At 68.9% G+C, this 23,305-nt stretch carries 20 protein-coding genes and 1 tRNA gene; 16 read left to right on the top strand and 5 right to left on the bottom strand.

Features of this window, described 5'->3' with window-relative positions:
- Positions 1 to 10: 10 nt before the first annotated feature.
- Positions 11 to 1,249: an MFS transporter gene (locus MA875_RS12895; protein ID WP_248242652.1), complete on the bottom strand. Its 1,239-nt coding sequence runs from the start codon at positions 1,247 to 1,249 to the stop codon at positions 11 to 13.
- A gap of 285 nt (positions 1,250 to 1,534) precedes the next feature.
- On the opposite strand from MA875_RS12895, the gene MA875_RS12890 reads away from it, so the two are divergent.
- Positions 1,535 to 2,059 (top strand): hypothetical protein, encoded by a 525-nt coding sequence (locus MA875_RS12890; protein WP_248242651.1) that lies wholly within the window; start codon positions 1,535 to 1,537, stop codon positions 2,057 to 2,059.
- 102 nt (positions 2,060 to 2,161) lie between these two features.
- On the opposite strand, the gene MA875_RS12885 is transcribed toward MA875_RS12890, so the two are convergent.
- The gene (locus MA875_RS12885; RefSeq protein ID WP_248242650.1) at positions 2,162 to 3,019 is read right to left on the bottom strand and encodes an NAD-dependent epimerase/dehydratase family protein; all 858 of its coding nucleotides are present in this window, start codon (positions 3,017 to 3,019) and stop codon (positions 2,162 to 2,164) included.
- Positions 3,020 to 3,120: 101 nt separating this feature from the next.
- Here MA875_RS12885 and MA875_RS12880 point away from each other — a divergent pair, with 101 nt between their 5' ends.
- The 8 genes from MA875_RS12880 to MA875_RS12845 all read left to right on the top strand — a co-directional run bounded on the left by MA875_RS12880 (position 3,121) and on the right by MA875_RS12845 (position 12,917).
- A complete protein-coding gene (locus tag MA875_RS12880) occupies positions 3,121 to 4,134 on the top strand; it encodes a LacI family DNA-binding transcriptional regulator (protein WP_308221529.1) in 1,014 nt (337 codons plus the stop codon).
- Between the two features lie 105 nt (positions 4,135 to 4,239).
- Entirely contained in the window at positions 4,240 to 4,965 is a 726-nt protein-coding gene (locus MA875_RS12875) for an L-ribulose-5-phosphate 4-epimerase (RefSeq protein ID WP_248242648.1), read from the top strand.
- Entirely contained in the window at positions 4,962 to 6,545 is a 1,584-nt protein-coding gene (locus tag MA875_RS12870) for a xylulokinase (protein WP_248242647.1), read from the top strand. Before MA875_RS12875 ends, MA875_RS12870 begins: the two co-directional genes overlap by 4 nt.
- 31 nt (positions 6,546 to 6,576) lie before the next feature.
- Positions 6,577 to 8,088 (top strand): L-arabinose isomerase, encoded by a 1,512-nt coding sequence (gene araA, locus MA875_RS12865; protein WP_248242646.1) that lies wholly within the window; start codon positions 6,577 to 6,579, stop codon positions 8,086 to 8,088.
- A gap of 35 nt (positions 8,089 to 8,123) precedes the next feature.
- On the top strand, positions 8,124 to 11,108 hold the full coding sequence (locus MA875_RS12860) for an immunoglobulin-like domain-containing protein (protein WP_248242645.1): 2,985 nt from the start codon (positions 8,124 to 8,126) through the stop codon (positions 11,106 to 11,108).
- Between the two features lie 89 nt (positions 11,109 to 11,197).
- A complete protein-coding gene (locus MA875_RS12855) occupies positions 11,198 to 12,142 on the top strand; it encodes an aldose 1-epimerase family protein (protein ID WP_248242644.1) in 945 nt (314 codons plus the stop codon).
- 56 nt (positions 12,143 to 12,198) lie between these two features.
- Complete coding sequence (locus MA875_RS12850; protein ID WP_248242643.1) at positions 12,199 to 12,759, top strand: asparagine synthase; 561 nt, start codon at positions 12,199 to 12,201, stop codon at positions 12,757 to 12,759.
- 85 nt (positions 12,760 to 12,844) lie between these two features.
- Positions 12,845 to 12,917: transfer RNA gene (locus MA875_RS12845), tRNA-Arg, on the top strand.
- Between the two features lie 100 nt (positions 12,918 to 13,017).
- On the opposite strand, the gene MA875_RS12840 is transcribed toward MA875_RS12845, so the two are convergent.
- Complete coding sequence (locus tag MA875_RS12840; RefSeq protein ID WP_248242642.1) at positions 13,018 to 13,515, bottom strand: DUF4188 domain-containing protein; 498 nt, start codon at positions 13,513 to 13,515, stop codon at positions 13,018 to 13,020.
- A 69-nt stretch (positions 13,516 to 13,584) separates the two neighbouring features.
- Here MA875_RS12840 and MA875_RS12835 point away from each other — a divergent pair, with 69 nt between their 5' ends.
- On the top strand, positions 13,585 to 14,196 hold the full coding sequence (locus MA875_RS12835) for a MerR family transcriptional regulator (RefSeq protein ID WP_248242641.1): 612 nt from the start codon (positions 13,585 to 13,587) through the stop codon (positions 14,194 to 14,196).
- Positions 14,197 to 14,200: 4 nt separating this feature from the next.
- Here MA875_RS12835 and MA875_RS12830 read toward each other — a convergent pair whose 3' ends face one another.
- Complete coding sequence (locus MA875_RS12830) at positions 14,201 to 15,244, bottom strand: LacI family DNA-binding transcriptional regulator (RefSeq protein WP_248242640.1); 1,044 nt, start codon at positions 15,242 to 15,244, stop codon at positions 14,201 to 14,203.
- 193 nt (positions 15,245 to 15,437) lie between these two features.
- Between MA875_RS12830 and MA875_RS12825 the strand changes: the two genes are divergently transcribed.
- The 5 genes from MA875_RS12825 to MA875_RS12805 all read left to right on the top strand — a co-directional run bounded on the left by MA875_RS12825 (position 15,438) and on the right by MA875_RS12805 (position 20,944).
- On the top strand, positions 15,438 to 16,817 hold the full coding sequence (locus MA875_RS12825; RefSeq protein WP_248242639.1) for an ABC transporter substrate-binding protein: 1,380 nt from the start codon (positions 15,438 to 15,440) through the stop codon (positions 16,815 to 16,817).
- Positions 16,818 to 16,886: 69 nt separating this feature from the next.
- Positions 16,887 to 17,834 carry a carbohydrate ABC transporter permease gene (locus MA875_RS12820; protein ID WP_248242638.1) on the top strand — a complete coding sequence of 316 codons (948 nt, stop codon included), beginning with the start codon at positions 16,887 to 16,889 and terminating at the stop codon, positions 17,832 to 17,834.
- Entirely contained in the window at positions 17,831 to 18,760 is a 930-nt protein-coding gene (locus MA875_RS12815; protein ID WP_248242637.1) for a carbohydrate ABC transporter permease, read from the top strand. Before MA875_RS12820 ends, MA875_RS12815 begins: the two co-directional genes overlap by 4 nt.
- A 53-nt stretch (positions 18,761 to 18,813) precedes the next feature.
- Positions 18,814 to 20,328 carry an arabinosylfuranosidase ArfA gene (arfA, locus tag MA875_RS12810; protein ID WP_248242636.1) on the top strand — a complete coding sequence of 505 codons (1,515 nt, stop codon included), beginning with the start codon at positions 18,814 to 18,816 and terminating at the stop codon, positions 20,326 to 20,328.
- Positions 20,329 to 20,470: 142 nt separating this feature from the next.
- Positions 20,471 to 20,944, top strand: coding sequence for an Hsp20/alpha crystallin family protein (locus MA875_RS12805; RefSeq protein WP_248242635.1), 474 nt, complete (start codon positions 20,471 to 20,473; stop codon positions 20,942 to 20,944).
- Positions 20,945 to 20,986: 42 nt separating this feature from the next.
- On the opposite strand, the gene MA875_RS12800 is transcribed toward MA875_RS12805, so the two are convergent.
- The gene (locus tag MA875_RS12800; RefSeq protein ID WP_248242634.1) at positions 20,987 to 21,430 is read right to left on the bottom strand and encodes a MarR family winged helix-turn-helix transcriptional regulator; all 444 of its coding nucleotides are present in this window, start codon (positions 21,428 to 21,430) and stop codon (positions 20,987 to 20,989) included.
- Positions 21,431 to 21,478: 48 nt separating this feature from the next.
- Between MA875_RS12800 and MA875_RS12795 the strand changes: the two genes are divergently transcribed.
- Positions 21,479 to 23,299 carry a DUF2207 domain-containing protein gene (locus tag MA875_RS12795; RefSeq protein ID WP_248242633.1) on the top strand — a complete coding sequence of 607 codons (1,821 nt, stop codon included), beginning with the start codon at positions 21,479 to 21,481 and terminating at the stop codon, positions 23,297 to 23,299.
- Positions 23,300 to 23,305 lie beyond the last annotated feature (6 nt).

The raw sequence follows: 23,305 nt of genomic DNA, 5'->3' as shown, positions 1-23,305 counted from the left end.
GAAGATGTGTCTAGTTGCCGAACCGTACTTGTCGTCGGGGTCTCGCCACGGTGTCCACGACGCCCGCCAGCAGGACGATCGCCGCGGCGAGGAACGGGAGCGTGAGCGCGGCATCCGTCCCGAGGTATTCCGCGACGACGCCCGCCACCGCGGTCGAGGCCGACTGGCCGACGACGATGCCCGATCCGAGCATCGTCATCACCGTGGCGGAGCGCCCGGTGGGACTGCGATGGGCGGCGAGGCTGTACTGCGTCACGAGCGTCGGACCGATTCCGATGCCGATGACGAGGAGGGTGAGCGTCATCGCCACCACGCTCGTGACGAAGGGCAGCACGAGGGTGCCGGCGACGAGGATCGCGGCGAAGACGATCCAGCGCGCACCGAGGGGGAAACGAGCGGGGAAGGCCGCGACGCCCAGCGCGAGGGCTGCCGAACCCAGACCCATCGCGCCGTAGACGACGCCGGCCTGCTCGGCGACGCCGCGGTCGGCCATGAACGAGGTGAGCGAAGTGAGCATCGTGCCGAAGAACAGGCCCATGCCGAGTGCGCCGACGACGGGCGCAGCCACACGCGTCAGCTCGCGCACCGGAGCCGGTGCGGGGGCACCTTCCCGCACACCGGCCTCGATGCGGGCGGACGGATGCAGCGCGAAGGCCGACACGAAGATCACCGCCAGGGCGGCTGCACCGAGGACGGGTGCGACGGGATCGAGGGTCGCCGCGAGCACGCCCACGATGACAGGTCCGAAGACGAAGACGATCTCGTCCGCCGCCGACTCGTACGCCATCGTGCCGCTGACGACGGCGTTCCGACGGTCGGGATCGATGGCGCGCGCGATGATGCCCACCAGGCGGCTTCGAGACAGCGGCGCCACCTGGGGTGTGGAGGCGCCGATGAGGAAGCCGGCGGCCAGCACCGCCGCATCCGGCACGGGAGCGAATGCCAGCCACGCGATCGCGACGAGCAGCAGGCTGTTCGCGAGCCCCGCGCACAAGAGCACCCGTCGCTGACCGAACCGGTCGGCGGCCGCCCCGAGGAGCGGACCGAACATCGCGGTGCCGAGGCCGGTCACGGCGGCAGTGACGCCTCCGAGGGCCAGGGAATCGCGCGCGGAGACGACGAGGGTCAGAAGCCCGACGACCACCATCGCGAAGGGCAGGCGCGCGACGAGGGCGATGGGAAAGTACGACAGGCCGGCTGCCCGGATCAGAGACGTCGGGCGGGGCGCAGCAGAAGGAGGCATATGCATCAGGTCGATTCGGTCGGCCGCTCGGCTCGTCCGGCGGCGTTTCGTGCCGCCTTTGCGCGAAGCGCGAGGTGATGCACAGAGCGCCTCGAGTCTACCAAGGGCGCTCCGGGATGCCGTCCGAGGCCTTCAGGAAACTTTCAGGATGCCGCGACAGTCGCGAGATCACGGGGATGCGACGGGTCGGAACGGCTCGTCGACCGCGGACGTGCCCATCCGATCGCAGGGGTTCTCCGGATGACCCCACGTGCGGCGGAAGTCGCACACCACAGATGGAAGGAAATGAGAATGCGCAAGAACATCACTCGTGCCGGAGTCTTCACCGCGGGCCTGGGGATCGCCGCGCTGTCCGTGACGGGCCTTGCCCTGCCGGCCAACGCCGACACCGTGTCCAGCACCGACGAGACCCAGACGACCGTGTCGGCGCTGACGACCCTCGAGGCCTTCCGGGACATTCTGAACGACGCGCTGCAGGCCAGCGGCAACGCGGTCGAGACCGGCGACCTGAGCGTCGACGGTGTCGACGGCGGACTGGTCAACGGCCCGATCGTCAGCGGCTCTGTGATCGATGACGTTGCCAACGGTCCGATCCTCTCGGGCAACGACACCCCGATCGTCTCGGGTAACGAGGTGCAGGCGCCCGTCGCCTCGGGCAATGACACCGCCGTGGACGCGCCGATCGGTTCGGGCAACGAGGTCGGCTCGGGCAATGACACCGACCTGTCGATCGGCGACGTCGGGGCCTCGGTCGGCGACGTCGTGGGCGATGTCTCCGGCGAGGTCGACGGCCTGGTCAGCGGACTGCTCGACTGACCTACGGACGGCACGCCCCTCGTGGACGTGACGTTCCCTCGCAACACCGAAGCGGTGCCGGCGATCCCGGCGCCGCTTCGGCGTTTCGTGGGAAGCCTCGCCTCAGCGCGCGTCGCCCCGCCACGAGTGGCGAGGCTCGTAGCCGAGCAGGCGGCGCGCCTTGTCGATCGACAGCAGGGTGTCGTTCTCGCCGACCTCGCCCCGCACCGGGACGTCGGGGAACACCTCCCCGAGCAGTTCGGCGTTCGGGCGGCTCATCACGGTGTCGGCCGCGGCGATGATGAAGGCCTCGAACCCGGGCTCCGCGACCCGCAGGGCGCGTTCGATCGCCTGTGCACCGTCGCGCGCATCGATGTAGCCCCACAGGTTCCACTTCCGCCGTCGGGCATCGGCGTCGAACGAGGGGAACTCGGCGTAGTCCTCGGGAACCATGACGTTAGAGAACCGCAGCGCCGTGACCGACAGGTCGGGGTGCCAGCGGACGAGTTCGCGCGCCATCCGCTCCTCGAGCGTCTTCACGAGGGAGTAGACGCTCTCGGGGCGCGGCTCGTACTCCTCGTCGACCGGGACGTACGGCGGGGGAACGTCGAAGGGGAGTCCGAGCACCGTCTCGCTCGAGGCCGCGACGATCCGGCGCACTCCCACGCGGATGGCGGCGTGGAAGACGTTGAAGCTCGCCGTCATGTTGTTGTGGAAGGTCGCGACATCGCTGCGAAGCCCCGGTGCGGGAATCGCGCCGAGGTGAACCACAGCGTCGACCCCGTCGTGCTGGTCGTTGACCGCTCCGAGCGCGTCGACCACCTGGCCGTAATCGGTGAGGTCGACCTGGACGAAGCCCGGGCCCCGCTCGCCGGCGACATCGAGGCCGATGACCTCGATACCGCCGGCGCGCAGCTCACGGGCGACGACCGTGCCGAGCTTGCCGGAGGAACCGGTGAGGGCGATGCGCGTCACTGACATTGAGACTCCCTCTCGAAGGACTGAGATTCTCAAGGCTATGGGTCCTGGATAGGGGAGACGAACGGGGGTGGTACCGTCAGGCAATCGCCGGGGAGGCAGAGGTGAGCAGAACAGGGCGAACTCGACCCAGCATCTATGATGTCGCGGAGCGGGCAGGTGTCTCGCACATGACGGTCTCGCGTGTGTTGAACGGACATCCCAACATCCGTGACGCAACCCGTGACCGCGTGCTCCAGGCGATTCAGGAACTGAATTACACGCGAAGCGCGATAGCTCGCGCCCTCGCCACGCGCCGTGCGATGCGGATCGGCGTTCTCGTCGACAGCGCAGTGGAGTATGGGCCGAGCAGCACGGCGCGAGCGTTCGAACGCGCAGCCCGCGCTGCCGGGTACGCGATCACAACGGCGACAACACCGGGCGAGCCGGACGCGACGGTCGACGACGCGGCGATCTCCGCAGTTTCCCGCGACGTTGATGCGCTCTGCGTCATTGCCCCCCGGGCTTCCTCCCTTGAACTGGTCCAGCGCCGCGAAGCAGGAGTACCGACCGTGCTCATCACGCCGGAGCCTCATCCGGTGTTCGCGACAGTGGGTGTCGACCAACAGTTGGGTGCGCTCCTGGCGGTGAACCACCTTCTGTCGCTTGGGCATCGGGAGATCGTGCATCTCGGCGGTCCGCTCGATTGGTACGACGCCCGAGCGCGAGCGCAGGGGTGGCGTGTCGCGATGGAGCAGGCTGGACTCGCCCCGAAGCATCTGGCCCAGGGCGATTGGACATCCGATTCCGGGTACGCCTTCGCGCGCCGAATGGATCTCGCAAAGACGACCGCGCTCTTCGCGGCGAATGATCAGATGGCGCTGGGGGCGATACATGGTCTGGTCGACCGGGGCGTGTCGGTGCCACGGGAGATGAGCGTTCTCGGATTCGACGATGTTCCGGACGCTCGTCATTATCTTCCGCCGCTGACGACCGTTCGGCAGGACTTCGCAGCCCTCGGGGCTACTGCGCTCGAGGTTTTGGTCGAGTCCATTTGCGGCGATATTGCGTCGCGGCACGCAGCGGTCGAACCGCATCTCATCGAACGAGGATCCACAGGCCCGGTTCGCCCCGCGTGAATCAATCGCTCATCGTCTGGAGGTTGCGGCTCCATTGTGTTAGCGGACACAATGGAGCCTCAAGACTCCTGCCGACATGATCTCGGCACGACGAAGGGCGTTCCGATGACGGTGTACTCCGAAGATGTCCTCGCCACGATCGACGCGGTGCGGGCGGATGTCGCCGCCCTTCACGCGGAGTTGGTGCGGTACGGGCTTGTGGTGTGGACCGGGGGAAACGTCTCGGGGCGCGTGCCCGGAACGGACCTGTTCGTCATCAAACCCTCGGGGGTGTCGTACGACGATCTGGCGCCGGAGAACATGATCCTGTGCGAACTCGACGGCAATGTCGTGCCGGGGACCCCCGGCAGCGAGCGGTCGCCGTCGAGCGACACCGCGGCGCATGCGTATGTGTACCGCCATATGCCGGAGGTCGGCGGGGTGGTGCACACCCACTCGACGTACGCGGTGGCGTGGTCGGCGCGGGGTGAGGAGATCCCGTGCGTGATCACGGCGATGGCCGACGAGTTCGGCGGTCCGATCCCGGTGGGGCCGTTCGCGATCATCGGGGATGACTCCATCGGTCGCGGGATCGTGGAGACCCTCCGTGGGCATCGCTCGCGTGCGGTGCTGATGAAGAACCATGGTCCGTTCACGATCGGCGTCTCGGCGAAGGATGCGGTGAAGGCGGCCGTCATGGTCGAGGATGTCGCCCGCACGGTGCACATCGCCCGGCAGGGGGGCGACCTCGTGCCGATCGCGCAGGACGCGATCGACCGCCTCTACGACCGGTACCAGAACGTCTACGGCCAGGCCGGCGACGAGCGCCGGGCGGGAGAGACGGATCAGTGAGCGCCGAGGTGATTCGCGCCGGTCGTGCGGCGCTGGGGATCGAGCTGGGCTCGACTCGGATAAAGGCCTGCCTGGTCGATGCGGATGATCCGTCGCGGGTCCTCGCCTCCGGGTCTCACGCGTGGGAGAACCGGTGGGGGGACGGGAACTGGACGTACGCGCTCGACGACGTTTGGACCGGTCTGACCGCGGCGTACGCCGACCTCGTCGCCGACGCCGAACGGCGCCACGGCGTCGCACCCGACACGTACGCGGCGCTCGGCGTCTCGGCGATGATGCACGGGTACCTCGCGTTCGACGCCGACGGCGCGCTGCTGGTTCCGTTCCGCACGTGGCGGAACACCACGACCGGCCCGGCGGCGGCGGCCCTCACCGACGCGTTCAGGGTGAACATCCCGCTGCGGTGGTCGATCGCCCACCTGTATCAGGCGGTCCTCGACGACGAAGCCCACCTCTCCGACCTCGACCACATCACGACGTTGGCGGGCTACGTGCACGAGCAGCTGACCGGTGAGCGGGTGCTCGGCGTCGGCGACGCGTCGGGCGTGTTCCCCATCGCCCCGGACGGCTCCTCCTACGACGAGGAGCTGCTCGACCGCTTCGACGCCCTCGTCGCCGACCGGTCGCCGGCGCTGTCGGTGCGCACGGTGCTGCCCCGCGTGCTGCAGGCCGGCGAGCCAGCCGGGACGCTGACCGAGGCCGGTGCGCGACGGCTCGACCCGACCGGAGCGCTTCGCCCCGGCATCCCGCTCTGTCCTCCGGAAGGAGACGCGGGAACCGGCATGGTCGCCACGGGCGCCGTCGCACCGCGCACGGGCAATGTCAGTGCGGGCACGAGCATCTTCGCCATGGTGGTCCTCGAGCAGCCGATCGCCGGCATCCACCACGAGATCGACCTCGTCACGACCCCGGCCGGGGACCCGGTGGCCATGGTGCACTGCAACAACGGTGCGAGCGAGTTCAGTGCGTGGGCGGGGATGTTCACCCGCTTCGCGGCCGCGGCCGGGACGCCTCTCGATGCGGACGAGGTGTTCCGGGTTCTCCTGGAGGAGTCGCTCGCCGGCGAACCCGACGCCGGTGGCCTGCTGGCCTACAACCATCTCGCGGGAGAGCCGATCGCCGGTCTCGACCAGGGGCGCCCGCTGTTCCTGCGCACGCCCGACAGCCGGTTCACCCTGGCCAACGCCATGCGCGCGCAGGTCTACGGGATCTTTGCCACCCTGGCGCTCGGCATGCGCGTCCTCGAGGCGGAGGGCGTCGCGATCGACCGCATGTTCGGCCACGGCGGCATCTTCCGCACCGCAGGGGTCGCCCAGCGGTTCCTCGCCGGAGCGCTCAACGCGCCCGTCGCGGTCGGCGACACCGCCGCCGAGGGGGGTCCCTGGGGCATGGCGGTGCTCGCCGCATACCTCGGCCATGCCGACCGACCGTTGTCCACCTACCTGACCGATGACGTCTTCGCCGGCGCCGAGGTGACCACCGTCGCCCCGGATGCCGACGACGTCGCCGGCTTCGCCCGCTACCTGACGCGATACCACGACGGTCTCGCGGCGGAGCGGGCAGCCGCCGACGCGATCTGACGTTCCCCGTTCCCCACAAGAGAAGGACCTCATGACCCGCACCACGCTTTCGACGAGCTTCGACGACCTGGAGGTCTGGTTCGTCACCGGCAGTCAGAACCTCTACGGCGAGGAGACGCTGCGTCAGGTGGCCGAACAGTCCCAGCAGGTCGCCGCCGGCCTCGGACACCTCCCGGTCAAGGTCGTGTGGAAGCCGGTGCGGAAAGATCCCGACTCGATCCGGCGGCTCGCGTTGGATGTCAACGCGCGCGACAACGTCATCGGGGTGATCGCGTGGATGCACACCTTCAGTCCGGCGAAGATGTGGATCGCGGGTCTGGACGCGCTGCAGAAGCCGCTGCTGCACCTGCACACCCAGGCGAACGTGGTGCTGCCCTGGGCCGACATCGACTTCGACTTCATGAACCTGAACCAGGCCGCGCACGGTGACCGGGAGTTCGGGTACATCCAGACCCGTCTCGGAGTGGCGCGCAAGACCGTGGTCGGGCACGTGTCCAACCCGGCGGTGCGCCAGCAGGTCGAGGACTGGCAGCGCGCCGCGGCCGGATGGGCGGCGGTGCGGTCGCTGAAACTGGCCCGGTTCGGCGACAACATGCGCTACGTCGCGGTCACCGAGGGGGACAAGACCGAGGCGGAGCTGCGCTTCGGGGTGCAGGTGAACACCTGGGGTGTCAACGAGCTCGTCGAGGCTGTCGACGCCGCCGCCGACGGCGACATCGACCTGCTGGTGGAGGAGTACATCGACCTCTACGACATCGCCCCTCACCTGCGCCCGGGAGGCGAGCGTCACCAGTCGCTCCGCGACGGCGCCGCGATCGAGCTGGGGCTTCGCGCCTTCCTCGAGGAGGGCGGGTTCGGTGCGTTCACCACGAGCTTCGAAGACCTCGGTGGGCTCAGGCAGCTGCCCGGGCTCGCCGTGCAGCGGCTCATGGCCGAGGGCTACGGGTTCGGAGCCGAGGGCGACTGGAAGACCGCGATCCTCGTCCGGGTCGCGAACGTCATGGGCACCGGGCTCCCCGGCGGGGCCAGCCTGATGGAGGACTACACCTACGACCTCGTGCCGGGGGACGAGAAGATCCTCGGCGCGCACATGCTGGAGGTCTCGCCATCGCTGACGACGGCGCGACCGCGCCTGGAGGTGCATCCGCTGGGCATCGGGGGGAAGGACGACCCGGTGCGGCTGGTCTTCACCGCCGACTCGGGGCCCGCACTCGTCGTGGCGATGAGCGACATGCGCGACCGGTTCCGCCTCGTCGCCAACGTCGTGCAGAACATCGACTCTCCCACCCTCCCCAAGCTCCCGGTGGGGCGCGCGGTCTGGAAGCCGCAGCCCGACTTCGCCACCAGCGCCACCTGCTGGCTGGCCGCCGGCGCCGCGCACCACACCGTCATGACGACCCAGGTGGGCATCGAGGTCTTCCGCGACTTCGCCGACATCGCCGCCACCGAACTGCTCGTCATCGACGAGGACACCACCGTCCGCGGGTTCCAGCGCGAGCTGCGCTGGAACCAGGCGTACTACCGGCTCGCTCAGGGCTTCTGAACGAGCGCATCCCCCACCCGAGGAGGAACTCACCGATGAGTCCACGTCCTGTCGCGTCCGAACGGCCGCGGCGCTCCCTCCGACGCGCGGTCGCCGGCGGTGTCGCCGGCGTGCTCGCCGTGTCGATGCTGGGTCTGACAGCCCCCACGGCGGCGCTCGCCGCAGACGTGCCCGCCCCGACCGCCCACTACGACATGTCGCACAGCGGACAGACACTGCTGGATGTGTCGGGCAACGGCCGCAACGCCACGCTCACCGGCCTCACCGAGGCATCCTTCGTCGACCTCGCCGGCGATGACGCGCTGCGGTTCAAGGCGGACGGCTACGCGGCGCTGCCGAAGGGTCTGGTCACGGGAACGGACAACGACTTCACGGTGGAGTACACCGTCACGACCCAGACGGGGGCCAACCACTTCGGGTGGGTCATCGGCGACGGCGTCGGGCCGTGGAACACCACGCAGCTCGGCAACCACGTGTTCCTCAGCCCCCGCAACGCTCAGGGCGGATACACCAACCAGGTGCTCGCGGCCATCCGCGTGAAGGACTCCGGCAACGGCGAGTCCCGGATGCCCGCGGGCGGGGGTCTCAACCCCGGCTTCACCACCCTGACGATGGTCGGAAGCGGAAACACGCTGACCCTGTACCGCGACGGCGTCGTCATCTCGACCCTCACGCACTCCAAGTCGATGGCCTCGATCATCCCCAGCGGCTCGGTGCTCGGCTACCTCGGCCGCTCGCTCTATCAGGGCGACCCGCTGCTGCGGGCAGATGTGTCGGACGTGAAGTTCTGGGATGTCGCGCTCACCGGCGACCAGGTGTCGTCGAGCATGCCGACGGCCGAGCAGAAGGCGGCCTCGACCGCGGAGCTCATCCGTCTGGACATCGAACCCACCGTGCGCGCGGCCAACCCGTCGCTCGACGAGGTCACCAGCACGCTGACCCTGCCCTCCTCCCTGTACGGCGTGAGCCTGGCGTGGGAGTCGTCGGACCCCGACGTCGTCTCGACCGACGGCGAGGTCTCGCGGGCGATCACGGAGGACGCCCGCGTCACCCTCACCGCGACGACGGGCCTCGGATCGACCCTCACGTTCGAGGTGACGGTGCTCGCTCCCGTCGTGGGCGCCGACCTCGATGCGATCGTGCTGAAGCCGCGCACCACCGAGAACCTGCCGCTGGTGACCACCGGCACCGTCAACGGCGCGGAGATCACCTGGACCTCGTCCGACCCCGCTGTGGTCACCGCGACCGATCCGGGGTACGTCGCGCCCGCCGCAGGTGCCGCAGACCCCTTCCGCGGGGGTGGCATCGTCACCCGCCCCGGCTACGGCGAGGGTGACCGGGAGGTGACCCTCACGGCGTCGGCCGAGCTCAACGGGCAGACCCAGACCCGCGAGTTCGTCATCACCGTCGCCGAGCTCGGCCGCTCCGCGCCCGACGCGGGGTACGCGGCGGCGTACTTCAGGTCGGACTCCGACGAGAAGATCTACCAGGCCGCGACCTCCGGCAACGATTTCTTCACCTTCTCGCCCGTCAACGGCGGGCAGCCCACCATCACCTCCACCACCGACACGACGGGTCTTCGCGACCCGTACATCCTGCGCTCGGCGAACGGCGACAAGTACTACATGATCGCCACCGACCTGTGCATCGGGTGCGGCACGGGGTGGGGTCCTGCCCAGTCGAACGGCAGTCTGAAGGTGGAGGTCTGGGAGTCCGAAGACCTCGTGGAGTGGACGCGCACCAACGGCGAGAACACCGGCATCACCATCAACCAGCCGGCGGCCGGCATGACCTGGGCGCCCGAGGCGTACTGGGACGACGACCTGCAGTCGTACGTGGTGTTCTTCGCTTCGCGCCTGTACTCCGACGAGACGAAGTCGAACTCCGACAACCTGTACGCGCGGATGTTCTACGTCCTGACCCGCGACTTCACCACGTTCACGTATCCGCCGGCCAGTTGGCAGGACACCGGCTTCGCGCGGATCGACTCGACCGTGCAGAAGATCGGCGACTACTACTACCGGTTCACCAAGAACGAGGAGGGCGGCGGAGCCGACGGTCTCGAGGCGGGGAAGGACATCTTCCTCGAGCGCTCGACGGTGCTGACCGCGCCCACGTCGCGCTCGGACTGGAACGCCGACCCCGCGACATCCTGGCAGCTGACCGACACCCGCATGACGACGCTGGAGACGGGACAGGCGGGTGAGGGCCCGCAGATCATCAAGCTGAACGAGGGCGATCCGAACAACACCCCGGATGACGACGGCTACGTCTTCCTCGTCGACAACTACGGCGCCGGCGGATACCGGGCCTTCGTGACCACCGGCGACGAGATCGCCTCGAGCAGGCAGAGCGACCGCCTCTCGCAGCGATCGACCTGGAACGTCCGGGCCCCCGGCGGGCTTCCCGCCAGCCCCCGGCACGGGTCGTTCGTGAGCGTGTCGCAGCAGGTGCTCACCGCGATGCAGCAGTGGACGTCGGTGGCGGCAGCGGCCTCCGAGACCGCGCTCGTCGTCGACGACGGTGTGGCCACAGCGACCGTCACCGCGGCCGATGAGGGACAGGTCGCAGGGACCGTCACCTTCTCGGGCGACGACTGGACCGAGACCGTCCCCCTCGTCGCCGCCGACCAGGGCGTCGCCTCGATCGAGGTGCCGGCCGGGGTCGGCAGCGTCACCGCGAGCTACGACGGGTACCGCGACGGACTCGTCAGCGCCTCGACCTCGGAGGCCGTATCGCTCGGACTCGATCTGACGCTCACCACCGCCACGCGGTGCGTGGTCGGCAAGGTGGTGCAGGTCGTGAGCGTGACAAACGCCGACGATGTCGCCGCCACGGTGACACTGTCGGGCGCCTACGGCGGCAAGACGCTCACGGTGCAGCCGGGCAAGACGGTGGCGAGCTCGTTCTCGACGCGCCTGGTCTCGGCGCCCGAGACGCCTGTGACCGTCACGGCGACAGGCGCGGACGGCCGCACCCTCGCCACCACGGCGACGGTCGCCGCCGCCACCTGCGGCTGATCCACGCACGTGGGGGCCCGCGCATCTGTTGCGTGGGCCCCCACGTCTTGGGTCATACTCGAACGTCACCACACCCCAGGAGCATCGACATGGTCTCGCATCCCGTTTCCGGCACGCAGCACTCCCTTCGCGCGGGCGATTACGAGGCGTGCATCGCCAGCGTCGGCGCGACGCTGCGGTGCCTGACCTTCCAGGGCCGCGACCTCGTCGTCCCCTTCGGCGCCGACGAGGTGCGGCCGTCCTACCGCGGGGCCACGCTCGCACCCTGGCCGAACCGGGTCGTCGACGGCGTCTTCACCTTCCACGGCGTCGAGCGTCGCGTCGCGCTGACCGAGCCCGCGCGAGGGCACGCCCTGCACGGCCTGGCGTCGTGGCTCGACTTCGAGGCGATCGACAAGGGGCCGAGCCACGTCACCCTGGCAGCGACCGTCGTCGCGCAGACCGGCTACCCGTGGGAGCTGGGGATCGAGACGACCTTCCAGCTCTCCGCCGAGGGTCTCACCCAGACCGTCCGCGTGCACAACCACAGTGGCGAGCCCGCACCCTGGGGGACCGGACCGCACCCGTACCTCGTCGCCGGCCCCGGCCTCGTCGACGAGTGGACCCTCGAGCTTCCGGCCGATGAGGTGCTCACCGTCACCGACGACCGACTGATCCCCATTTCGCTCGAACCGGTCGACACCGCCGGCGCGGAGCGCTTCGACTTCCGTCGCGCGCGGCGGATCGGAGCGGTCGAGATCGATCACGCCTACACCGGCTTCGCCCGCGACGACGACGGCTTCGCCACGGTGCGCGTGACCGCCGCCGACGGCACCGGCGTCGCGATGACGTGGGACACCGCCTGCCCCTGGGCGCAGATCCACACCGCCGACAAGCCCGACCGCGCGGTCTCCCGGCTGGGGCTCGCGGTCGAGCCGATGACGTGCGCTCCCGACGCCTTCAACGACGGCCGCTACGACTTCGACACCGGCCTCATCGAGCTGGAGCCGGGCGCGTCGGCCGAGGCCTCCTGGCGGATCTCGGCGATCGCCTGAGCCTGGAGCCGGGGCGCCCGCTCACCGGCCGGTAGCCTGGAGGCGAGGGGGTGACGATGGGCAAGACCGCCGAAGCCATCGGCGAGGGGGTCTCGATCGCCGCCGCCGCCGCGCGCCTGACGGTGCGCAATCGCATCCTCGTCGAGACGATCGCCAACAACGAGACGTTCCAGTACGAACCGTTCGAGCACTTCGCGCGCGCCACGCTGCTCGCGCTCGCCGACGAACAGGACGCCGCCGCCGACCTCGCCCGCCGCCAGCGCAAGAAGGCGTGGGGCAAGTTCTCCGATCCCGACGGCACCCACGATTACCGCGACCGCGACACCCGCAATCTGCGTCGCCGGCGCCGCCAGTACGAGGGCGTCGCCAAGCGACTTCGCGAGATGGCCGAGGATCCCGAGGCGGTGCGCGACCTGGTCGAGAAAGCTCGGGATGCCGCGTGGGGCGACGTGGAATCGAACCTGCAGCGACGCCTGCGGGTCGAGGCGATGCGTCCCGACCTCGACCCGGATTACGAGACGATGCGAAGTGCGCGCATGCAGGCGCTGCGACTGGTCGACCTCCCGCGGCTGTCCGCACATCGACGGGCGCGCCGGCGGGAGAGCGATCCCTCGTGACCCGGCCCGCGCTCGATTCGCGGCGCCGCCCCCGGTGGGGTATTCTCATGTGGTGCTCGCGCGCCGGATTCGGCAGGGAGCGCGGGCGCCCGTAGCTCAATGGATAGAGCATCTGACTACGGATCAGAAGGTTAGGGGTTCGAGTCCCTTCGGGCGCGCACTGTGTTGAGACAGTGAGGAAGAGGTCCCCATCGGGGGCCTTTTCTGTTTCCCCGGGTGATATCCCCGGGTTGCGCGCGTTAGAGCGGGTCGGCGAGGTCAGTTCGGGGCGGATGCTGCGGTGCGGCCGTCGGCGAAACGGGCGCGGGCGCGATCATGCCGTCCCGTGACCGGGACGAGCGCGGTGGCAGCGGCCAGTCCCATCGGCTTCGTCGAGACGTACATGCTCTCGGCGCGATCGACGAGGAATGTCTCGTGCCAGATGCCGACCGCCCCGGGCGCCTTCCGCGCACGCTGGTTGAACGCCGTCCACGCGGGCCGGTGCAGATGGTCCATCGACGATGCGTAGGCGTAGAGCCTGTCGATCGACGACCAGTACTGCACGACGAACGGGCCGCCGGCGCCGAAGAGCAGCTGCGAGCCGAGCATGCCGGACTCCTCGTCGCTCATCTGCTCGCGGAGCATCCGCGGCATCGCGAGGAAGACCGGGAGCCACTGATCCACGCGCCACCAACGGTTGATCTGCATGCCGATGTGGAAAACGACGAGTTCGCCCTCGTGGTGGTGCGTCATCCGTCCCGCGACGATCCTGCTCATGATTCAGACCTCTCTGGATAGTGTCACTATCCAGTATGGATAGCGGTACTATCCAATGCAAGGGGGGCGATGAGGATTTCCGAGCTGGCCGCCGCCGCGGACGTCGCGGTGCCGACCATCAAGTACTACCTGCGCGAGGGACTGCTGCCCGAGGGGGTTCGCACGGCCGCCACGCAGGCGGAGTACTGCCCACGACACGTCGAACGACTGCGGGTGATCCGCGCGCTCATTGCCGCTGGGGTGAGCGTCGCCGAGATCCGCAAGGTGGTGACCGCGCTCGACGCCCCGCCGGCAGGTGCCTACGACCTGCTGGGGGTCGCCCATGCGGCGGTCACGCCCGCTGCACCGGAGGGCGCTGATACCGGCTCGGCGGAGGCGCTGTACGAGCGGCTCGGCGGGCGACCCGGCACGTGTGAGCCGGGTCTGCTCGGAGGTCTCGCGGTGGCGCTGGCAACCCTCGAGCGAGCCGGGTTCACCGTGCCATCCGCCGTCATGGACGAGTACATCGTCGCGGCGCGTCGGATCGCCGAGGCCGAGATCGCGGGCATCCCCGGCGACTCGCTCGAGGACGCGGTGCGATACGTCGTCCTCGGCACGGTCCTCACCGAGCCTCTGCTGCTGGCGCTGCGCCGGGCCGCGCAGCAGATCGTGTCATCGGAACGGTTCGCCGGCGACCCGTGAGCTCTCAGGCGGTGTCGGAATCGGGGAAACCGGTCGACTCGCGGCGCACCACCCGGAAGTCGGGCTTGTAGGTCTCGGGCGGGCGTCGCTCGCCCTTCTCCTTGATGCGCTCGATGAGCCGGTCGACCGCGATCGCGGCGATCTCGTCTCGACCCGTGTCGATGGTCGACATCGACGGAACCGAGTACTGGCTCTCGTCGATGTTGTCGAAGCCGATGACCGCGACGTCCTCGGGCACGCGCAGTCCCTCTTCGCCGAGCGCTCGCAGGACGCCGAGCCCGAGGGTGTCGGTGAGGGCGAACACGGCGTCGAAGTCCACCCCGTCGGCGACGAGGCGGTGCGTGGCCGCGGCCCCGCCCGCACGGTTCCAGTCAGACATCACCGCGGGCCGTACGAGGTCGGGATCGAACGCGATGCCCGCCTGCTCCAGGGCGCGCCGGTAGCCGCGCAGCCGCAGGTTCGCCGAGTTGGCCTCGTCGTCGCGGTGACGGGGATCGGCGCCGATGAGCGCGATGCGCCGTCTGCCGATTTCGATGAGATGCTCGGTGGCCGCCTGGGCCGACGACATGTTGTGCATCGTCACGTGGTCTGTGGGGCCGCCGAAGATCCGTTCGCCGAGAAGCACGAGGGGGCCGTCGACGGCGAGGAGCTCGGCGTCCTCCTGCCCGAGGCTGACGGGACTGAAGAGCAGTCCGTCGAGGAAGCGCGGACGACTGCGCGAGACGGCCCGCATCTCGGCATCCCGCTGGCCGCCGGTCTGCTCGACCATGACCCCGAGTCCGCGCTTCTCGGCGGCGCGGATCACCGCGTCGGCGAGCTCGGCGAAGTAGTTCTCACGGAGCGAGGGGACGGCCAGTCCGATGACGCCGGTGCGGCCCGACCGCAGGCCTCGGGCCGAGAGATTCGGTCGATAGTCCAGCTGCTGGATGGCGAGGTTCACGCGGTCCCGGGTGCCCGGGCGCACGTGCGGGTAGTCGTTGATGACGTTCGAGACCGTCTTGATGGACACGCCGGCCACCCGTGCGACGTCGTGCAGCGTGGGTCCCATCGTCGGTCCCGCCTTCCGTTCTCGATCTTCCTCCCACATCTTGACACGTCGCACGCGGAGTGCCATCGTTTGTGCAACGTTGCAAATACAACGTTGTAGTGCTCCCGGCGACGACGCCGACATGCGGCGTCGCCCGCACGGGAGCCGGTCGCGCACCGACGAAGAAGTCCCGCAGAACCGAAAGGAATCTCCAGTGAAGACGAAGCGAGTCCTTGCTGTCACAGCCACGATCGCGCTCGCCGCCGGGCTTGCCGCCTGTTCCAACGACGGCGGCGGGGGAGGAGGCACCGACGGCGGGAACGCCGACGGCGGCGCCGGCGCCAGCAATTGCGAGAACACCATCCCCAAGCCCGATCTCCCCGTCGTGACCCTCTGGGCGTGGTACCCCAACATGGAGGACGTCGCCGACAACTTCAACGAGGCCAACGACGAGGTCCAGGTCTGCTGGACGAACGTCGGCGCCGGCGGGCCGGCGTACGAGCGGATCCAGACCGGCGTCTCCGCGGGCAGCGGCCTCGCCGACGTGGTGATGGTCGAGGCCGACCGCATCCCCACGTTCCAGATCCAGGGCGCCCTGGTCGACCTCCGCGACCTCGGCTACGAGGACGTCCGGGACAACTTCAGCGAGGGCGCGTGGCAGGATGTCTCGGTCGGAGACGGCATCTACGGGGCGCCGATCGACGGCGGTCCGATGGGCATGATCTACCGCACCGACATCTTCGAGGAGTACGGCATCACTCCGCCGACCACATGGGAGGAGTTCGAGGCCGTCGCCCGCTCCACCCGAGAGGCCGGGGGGCCGTTCTTCGCCTCCTTCGCAGCCAACCAGCCGGCCTACGTGACGGCGCTCATGTACCAGACGGGTGCTCAGCCGTTCACCTACAGCCCCGATAACGAGGGCGAGATCGAGATCAACCTCGACGACCAGCGGATCAAGGACATGCTCGACTACTGGGCGAACCTCGTCTCCGAGGACCTGGTCGGCACGCAGGACCAGTTCACCCCCGAGTACATCTCGGGTGTGATCGGCGGCGACTACGCGACCTACCTCTCCGCCGCGTGGGCGCCGGGGTACCTGCAGGGTGCCGGTGTCGGCGAGGGTGCCGACGCCGGGGTCTGGGCCACGGCCCCGATGCCGCAGTGGGACACCGCCAACCCCGTCGCCATCAACTGGGGCGGCTCGGCGTTCGCGGTGACCAGCCAGGCCAGCGATCCCGAACTGGCCGCGCAGGTGGCCTTCGGGGTCTACGCCGACCAGGCATCCCTGGATCAGGGCTGGCAGGAGCAGATCATCTTCCCGCTGAACGTGAACGTCCTGGACTCGCCCGAGTTCCTCGACTACGAGGTGCCGTTCTTCAACGGGCAGCAGGCGAACAAGGACGTGTACGTCCCCGCGGCCAACGCCTACACCGGCATGGTCTACACCCCGATCGGGCAGTACTACTACTCCGCACTGACGGAGCAGATCGCCGCCATCAACGAGGGATCCATCACCGGCTCCGAGGCCGCCGACCGGCTGCAGGCCGACGTCGTCGCCTATGCCGAGGAGCAGGGGTTCACCGTCGTCGAGTGAGGTGGAGGGGGCCGGCCCGCGGCTCAGCCTCGGGCCGGCCCCCTCGCACCCGCGTACGGGAGAGAGACAATGACTGCCACACTCGCCACCTCCACACGTGAGAAAGCGACGCACGACAAGAAGGGTCGGCGTCGCTCCACCGCGACGCGTCAGAACCTGATCGGATGGCTCTTCGTCGGGCCGTTCGCGATCATCTTCCTGACGCTGCTCGTGCTGCCCATCGGGTTCGCGTTCTACCTGAGCATGTTCCAGTCCTCGCTGATCGGCGGGGAGCGGTTCGTGCTCTTCGACAACTACATCAAGGCCTTCCAGGACCCCTCGTTCCTCAGCGGCGCCTGGTTCGTCATCAGCTTCTCGCTGGTGCTGATCCCGCTGCAGATGGCGGTGTCGCTGGCGGTGGCCCTCATCCTCGACATCGTGACGACGCGGTTCGCCCGCTTCTCGCGACTGATGATCTTCATGCCCTACGCCATCCCCACCGTGATCGGCGCGCTGATGTGGGGATTCCTCTACAGCAGCAACTTCGGCCCCCTGGCGGAGATCTTCGGGCTCTTCGGCGCAGACGCCCCGAACTTCTTGAGCAGCAGCCTGATCTTCTACGGCCTGCTCAACATCGTCACCTGGCAGTGGGCCGGCTACTACATGATCATCCTCTACGCCGCCCTCCAGGGCGTCGATCCGGCGCTCTACGAGGCCGCGCGGATCGACGGGGCATCGCAGTGGCAGATCGTCCTGCGCATCAAGATCCCGCTCATCGCCCCGGCGCTGCTGCTCATCCTGGTGTTCGCGCTGATCGGCACGCTGCAGTTCTTCAACGAGCCGAAGATCCTCCAGCAGCTCGCGGCCGGCGCGATCCCCAACGACTTCACGCCCAACATGTACGCATACCAGCAGGCCTTCTCGCTGGCCAATTACAACTACGGCTCGGCGATCTCGTTCGCGCTGGGTGCGGTGGTCTTCATCTGCGTCTACATCTTCCTGTTCGCGACCCGCAAGCGAGGGAGCTTCTTCTCATGAGCGTCACACCGGTCGAACGACCCCCCGCGCAGCGTGCCCCCCGCAAGCTCGTCGAGCGCCGGTCGGACCCGAGACGGATCGGCGGTCGCATCCCGCTGAACATCGTCCTCGCGGGGTTGATGATCTACTTCCTCATCCCGTTCTGGTGGCTGATCGTCAACAGCTCCAAGGACGCTGCCAGCCTCTTCGGCGGCGGGAGCGCACTGTGGTTCAGCGGCGACATCGACTACGTCCAGAACTTCACCGACCTGTTCACCTACAGCGGGGGCATCTACGCCCGCTGGCTCGGGAACTCCGCGCTCTACGCCATCGCTGGCGGTGTGGGCGCGACGGTGCTCGCCGTGCTCGCGGGCTACGGGTTCGCCAAGTACAGCTTCGCCGGCCGTCGGGTCGGGTTCGCGGTGATCCTCGGCGCGGTGATGGTGCCGACGACGGCGCTGGTGATCCCCACCTTCGTCCTCTTCGCCGAGGTCGGCCTCACCAACACCATCTGGGCGGTGATCCTGCCCACCCTGCTCAATCCCTTCGGCGTGTATCTGATGTGCGTGTACGCTCGGGACGCGGTTCCGGACGAGCTGCTGGATGCCGCGCGCGTGGATGGGGCGGGGGAGTTCCGCACGTTCGTGACCGTCGCTCTGCCGCTGCTGCGCCCCGCCATGGTGACGGTGCTGCTGCTGTCGGTGGTGGCGTCGTGGAACAACTACTTCCTCCCGCTGGTGATGCTCTCGGACAACCGCCTGTTCCCCGTCACGGTCGGCATCGGCCTGTGGCAGTCCACGGCGTCGTCCTACGGCGCGGCGGGCGGGCAGACCCTGTGGAGCATCATCATCCTCGGCTCGCTCGTCTCGGTGATCCCGCTGATCATCGCGTTCCTCACCCTCCAGCGGTACTGGCGGGGCGGGCTCGCGATCGGAAGCCTGAAGTGATCCCGATCTCGCGCCGCACGTCCTGCTGAACCCGCGTTCCCCGAAAGAGAAGAATGATCCGCGCACATCTCACCATCGACCCGCACTTCACGGTCGGTCCCATCAACCGGCGCCTGTTCGGCTCGTTCGTCGAGCACCTCGGGCGGTGCGTCTACGACGGCATCTACGAGCCGGGCCACCCGGCCGCCGACGCCGAGGGCTTCCGCACCGATGTCATCGAGCTCGTACGGGAGCTCGGGGTCTCGACCATCCGTTACCCGGGCGGCAACTTCGTCTCGGGGTACCGGTGGGAGGACGGGGTCGGACCTCGGGAGGAGCGACCCCGGCGCCTCGACCTGGCGTGGCACTCCACGGAGACGAACGAGATCGGACTCGACGAGTTCGCGTCGTGGATGAAGAAGGTCGACGGCGAGCTGATGTACGCGGTGAACCTCGGCACCCGCGGGGTCCTCGAGGCGCTCGACGTGCTCGAGTACGCGAACCTCCGCGCGGGCACCCGCCTCTCCGATCAGCGCGTCGCCAACGGGCACCCCGAACCCCACGACATCCGCATGTGGTGCCTGGGCAACGAGATGGACGGTCCGTGGCAGCTGGGCTACAGCACCGCGGAGAACTACGCCCGACTGGCGGCGACGACGGCGCGCGCGATGCGGCAGTTCGATCCCGACCTCGAGCTCGTCGTGTGCGGAAGCTCGGGAGCGGGGATGCCGACCTTCGGCGAGTGGGAGCGAATCGTCCTGGAGGAGACGTACGAGAACGTCGACTACATCTCCTGCCACGCCTACTACGAACCGGAGGGCGATGACCTCGGCAGCTTCCTGGCATCGGGCGTCGACATGGACCGGTTCATCGAGGCGGTGGTGGCGACAGCCGATCACGTGAAGGCTCTGAAGCGCAGCGACAAGACCATCGACATCTCCTTCGATGAGTGGAACGTCTGGTACCAGTCCCGCTACAACGACGTCGACAAGATCACGGATGTCGCGGACTGGCCGGTCGCGCCGCGCCTGCTGGAGGACAGGTACTCGGTGCTCGACGCCGTCGTCTTCGGCAGCCTGATGATCTCGCTCATCCGCCACGCCGACCGGGTCACCTCGGCCAGTCTTGCGCAGCTGGTGAACGTGATCGCGCCGATCATGACCGAGCCGGGCGGTCCGGCTTGGCGCCAGACGACCTTCTACCCGTTCTCCCTGACCTCGCAGCTGGCGCGGGGGATCGCCCTCGAGCTGAAGCTCGACAGCCCCACCTACCAGACGTCGAAGTTCGGCGAGGTGCCCGTCGTCGACGCGGTCGCCACGCACGACCCCGACAGTGACGCGATCACGGTGTTCGCCGTCAATCGCAGCACCACCGATGCCGTCACCCTCGACATCGACGCCGCAGCGCTCGGGAAGGGGATCGCCTCCGCCGCCGCCACCTCGGTCTTCGACGACGACATCCACGCGGCGAACACGCTCGAGCAGCCCGACCGGGTGACGCCGAAGGCCAACGACTCGGTGACGGTCGCCGACGGCGTCGTCTCCGTCACCCTGCCGCCCTGCTCCTGGACGGTCCTCACCGCTGAATAGATCGATGCGTCGACTGCCCGCCCTGTTCGCTCACGGCGAACAGGGCGGGCATTAGCACTCTCTATGCCTGAGTGCTAATCTGGACCTACTTGAGTCGACGTGGCTCAAGTTCAGGAATTTCATCCAGTGAAGGAGACCGAACATGGCAACGTACGACCCGTTCCGTGACCTCGACCGTCTGGCGACGAGCTTCTTCGACGTGCGCCGCGGCCCGCGCCGCATGCCGATGGACCTCTACCGTGACGGCGATCACTACGTCCTCACCGCCGACCTTCCCGGGATCGACCCGGGCTCGGTCGACATCGACGTGGACGGCCAGCTGCTCACCATCCGCGCGGAGCGCACCCTCAGCGCCGGCGAGGGTGTCAAGTGGATCACCCGCGAGCGGGAGGCGGCCAGCTTCGTGCGGCAGCTGAACCTCGGTCAGGGCATCGACACCGACCGCATCTCGGCCAGCTACAGCAACGGTGTGCTCAGTGTCACCATCCCCGTGAGCGAGAAGGCCAAGCCGCGCAAGATCGAGGTCGCCACCGAGAACGGTGCGCAGGTGCTCCAGGCGCACGAGACCGCGTCGGCCTCGCCGTCGGCCGACCACCCGCAGCCGGTAGAGCAGTAGCGCTCAGCGGCTGAGAGAAAGCACTCGCGACCCCCGTCGGACTCAGCCGGCGGGGGTTCGCGCTGCGCGGAGCTTGGCTGTCAGCTCGCGCAGCTGCCTGAGCTCGTCCTCACTGAGCGCCGACATCCGCTCCGCGATGTGGGCGGCGTGAATTCGTGCCACCTCGCGAAACGCCCGCGCCCCGGCATCCGTGGCCCGGACGAGGGAGCCGCGACCGTCATCGGGGTCGGGGCACTTCGTGACGAACCCGCGCGCGACCATGCGGTCGACCAGTCGCGACACCGACGGCTGACTCACCAGCATCAGACGCGTGATGTCGCGCAGCCGCGCCGTCATGTCGGGTGCCCGGGTGACGGTCAGCAGCACGTCGTATTCGCCCTGCTGGAGCGGTGAGTCGGTGAAGTCGCGGCCGAGATCGGCGAACAGCTCATGCTGCGCACGGAAGAGGCTCTCCCACGCCTCCACGGCAAGGCGACGATCGTTCACCGCCCCAGGGTATCCGGTGACGACGGCGCCGCACCCTAGGCTGAGCGCATGCCGCGAACGCGTCGGATCACCGCCACCGTGCTGACGCTCCTCCTGGGGGTCCTCGCCCTCGCCGGTCTTCTCGTGCCGGGGCCGTCCGCGTCGGCGTCCGCGGCGGCACCGGCCTCGGCATCGGCCGCGGGCGATCTCGACGACTTCGTCTTCGAGCGCATGGACGCCGAGTTCACCCTCGGTCGCGAGGAGGACGACACCAGCACGCTGCGCGTCGTAGAGACCTTCGTCGCCGTCTTCCCCGAGAACCAGAACCGGGGGCTCCGCCGCGAAATCCCGACGGAGTACAACGGGCAGCCGACCTTCCCCGAGCTCGTCTCGGTCACCGACGAGGCGGGGAACCCGCGACCGGCCGAGGTCGAGACCGAGGGCGAGTGGATGACCGTCACCTCCCGCGCGGACGACTTCCTCTCGGGCCGCCAGACGTTCGTGTTCACCTACACCCTTCGAAACGTCACCGACTCGTTCGCCGACACCAGCGACGAGTTCTACTGGGACGTCAACGGCAACGGGTGGCGTCAGCCCTTCGGGGAGGTCACGGCGACGCTCATCGTCCCACCCGAACTCGCCGACGCGCTCACCGGCGCCGAGGCCTGCTACGTGGGCGCCTTCGGCGAATCCACCACCTGCCGGATCGAAGCGGCTGACAGCCCCGCCGGCGCCGTCATCACCGCGGGCGCACAGGATCTCGCGCCGACCGAGACCCTGACCATCGCGGTGGGTTTCGAGACCGGCACCTTCGCCCGCTTCGACGATTCCTACCTGGCGTCGGGATGGGGCTGGGCCCAGGGCGCGGCGGGCATCGCCGGGCTCGGCATGCTCGGCGCGGCGATCGCGGTGAACCGCCGATCGCTGCGCAACGCGCCGGGACGCCCGACGGTCATCGCGGAGTTCACCCCGCCTCCGGGTATCGATGCCCTTGAGAGCGCACTGCTGCTGGGCAAGACCGCCAAGGCGATCCCGGCCGAGGTGCTCGAACAGGCGGTGGTCGGCAGCATCCGGATCCTCGAGGGCGAGAAACGCTGGTTCGGCGGGGCGAAACTCCAGGCCGAGCTGATCGATGCCGGTCTCGCCGACCGGGATGGCCGGATGCTGCTGGAGGGCCTGTTCACGGACGGTCTCCGTCCCGGCGAGATCTACGAGTTCGGCGGCAACGACACCCATTTCTCCCGGACGGCCCAGAAGATCCTCGCCGCCGGGCGCGCGGAGCTGAAGAGCCGCGGGCTCTACCGCACCATCCCCGCGCGCGTCAGGGCGTGGCCGATCGTCGGCGCGATCGCCGTCGGGGTGCTGATCGTGCTCTTCGGTGCGTTCGCCCTCGCGGCGTCGGTCGACCCCCTCCTGCCGATCCTGCTCATCGTGCTGGGATCCGGCCTCACGATCGTGACGGTCGGCGTGCTGTCGGTCCAACCGCTGAGCGCGAAAGGTGCGGAGGTGCGCGATCACCTCCAGGGCTTGAAGATGTTCATCGAGTGGGCGGAGGCGGATCGCATCCGGATGCTGCAGTCCCCGTCGGGCGCCGAGCGCCGCCCGATCGACACCGCCGATCCCCGGGAGATGCTCCACCTGTACGAGCGCCTGCTGCCGTACGCGGTGGTGTTCGGCCAGGAGAAGGAGTGGGCGCAGCACCTCGCCGTCTACTACGGCGACCACACCCCCGGCTGGTACGTCGGCACCTCCGGCTTCAACGCGGCGGCCTTCTCGGCGGGGATCGGCAGCCTGTCGGCCACCGCGGCGTCGTCGTCGAGCTCCGGCGGATCCAGCGGCGGCGGATCGGCCGGGGGCGGCGGGGGCGGCGGTGGGGGCGGCGGCGTCTGATCCCGC

It is taken from the genome of Microbacterium kunmingense, from assembly GCF_023155745.1.
In the GTDB taxonomy this organism is placed as follows: domain Bacteria; phylum Actinomycetota; class Actinomycetes; order Actinomycetales; family Microbacteriaceae; genus Microbacterium; species Microbacterium kunmingense.
Note: the sequence above shows the minus strand (reverse complement) of the source record. Positions and strands in the feature narration are given on the sequence as shown.

What these genes read in the sequence shown, in the direction of transcription:
- MA875_RS12895 (WP_248242652.1), bottom strand. Translation starts at nt 1,249, where the DNA reads ATGCATATGCCTCCTTCTGCTGCGCCCCGCCCGACGTCTCTGATCCGG.
- MA875_RS12890 (WP_248242651.1), top strand. Translation starts at nt 1,535, where the DNA reads ATGCGCAAGAACATCACTCGTGCCGGAGTCTTCACCGCGGGCCTGGGG.
- MA875_RS12885 (WP_248242650.1), bottom strand. Translation starts at nt 3,019, where the DNA reads ATGTCAGTGACGCGCATCGCCCTCACCGGTTCCTCCGGCAAGCTCGGC.
- MA875_RS12875 (WP_248242648.1), top strand. Translation starts at nt 4,240, where the DNA reads ATGACGGTGTACTCCGAAGATGTCCTCGCCACGATCGACGCGGTGCGG.
- araA (WP_248242646.1), top strand. Translation starts at nt 6,577, where the DNA reads ATGACCCGCACCACGCTTTCGACGAGCTTCGACGACCTGGAGGTCTGG.
- MA875_RS12860 (WP_248242645.1), top strand. Translation starts at nt 8,124, where the DNA reads ATGAGTCCACGTCCTGTCGCGTCCGAACGGCCGCGGCGCTCCCTCCGA.
- MA875_RS12855 (WP_248242644.1), top strand. Translation starts at nt 11,198, where the DNA reads ATGGTCTCGCATCCCGTTTCCGGCACGCAGCACTCCCTTCGCGCGGGC.
- MA875_RS12850 (WP_248242643.1), top strand. Translation starts at nt 12,199, where the DNA reads ATGGGCAAGACCGCCGAAGCCATCGGCGAGGGGGTCTCGATCGCCGCC.
- MA875_RS12840 (WP_248242642.1), bottom strand. Translation starts at nt 13,515, where the DNA reads ATGAGCAGGATCGTCGCGGGACGGATGACGCACCACCACGAGGGCGAA.
- MA875_RS12835 (WP_248242641.1), top strand. Translation starts at nt 13,585, where the DNA reads ATGAGGATTTCCGAGCTGGCCGCCGCCGCGGACGTCGCGGTGCCGACC.
- MA875_RS12830 (WP_248242640.1), bottom strand. Translation starts at nt 15,244, where the DNA reads ATGGGACCCACGCTGCACGACGTCGCACGGGTGGCCGGCGTGTCCATC.
- MA875_RS12820 (WP_248242638.1), top strand. Translation starts at nt 16,887, where the DNA reads ATGACTGCCACACTCGCCACCTCCACACGTGAGAAAGCGACGCACGAC.
- MA875_RS12815 (WP_248242637.1), top strand. Translation starts at nt 17,831, where the DNA reads ATGAGCGTCACACCGGTCGAACGACCCCCCGCGCAGCGTGCCCCCCGC.
- arfA (WP_248242636.1), top strand. Translation starts at nt 18,814, where the DNA reads ATGATCCGCGCACATCTCACCATCGACCCGCACTTCACGGTCGGTCCC.
- MA875_RS12805 (WP_248242635.1), top strand. Translation starts at nt 20,471, where the DNA reads ATGGCAACGTACGACCCGTTCCGTGACCTCGACCGTCTGGCGACGAGC.
- MA875_RS12795 (WP_248242633.1), top strand. Translation starts at nt 21,479, where the DNA reads ATGCCGCGAACGCGTCGGATCACCGCCACCGTGCTGACGCTCCTCCTG.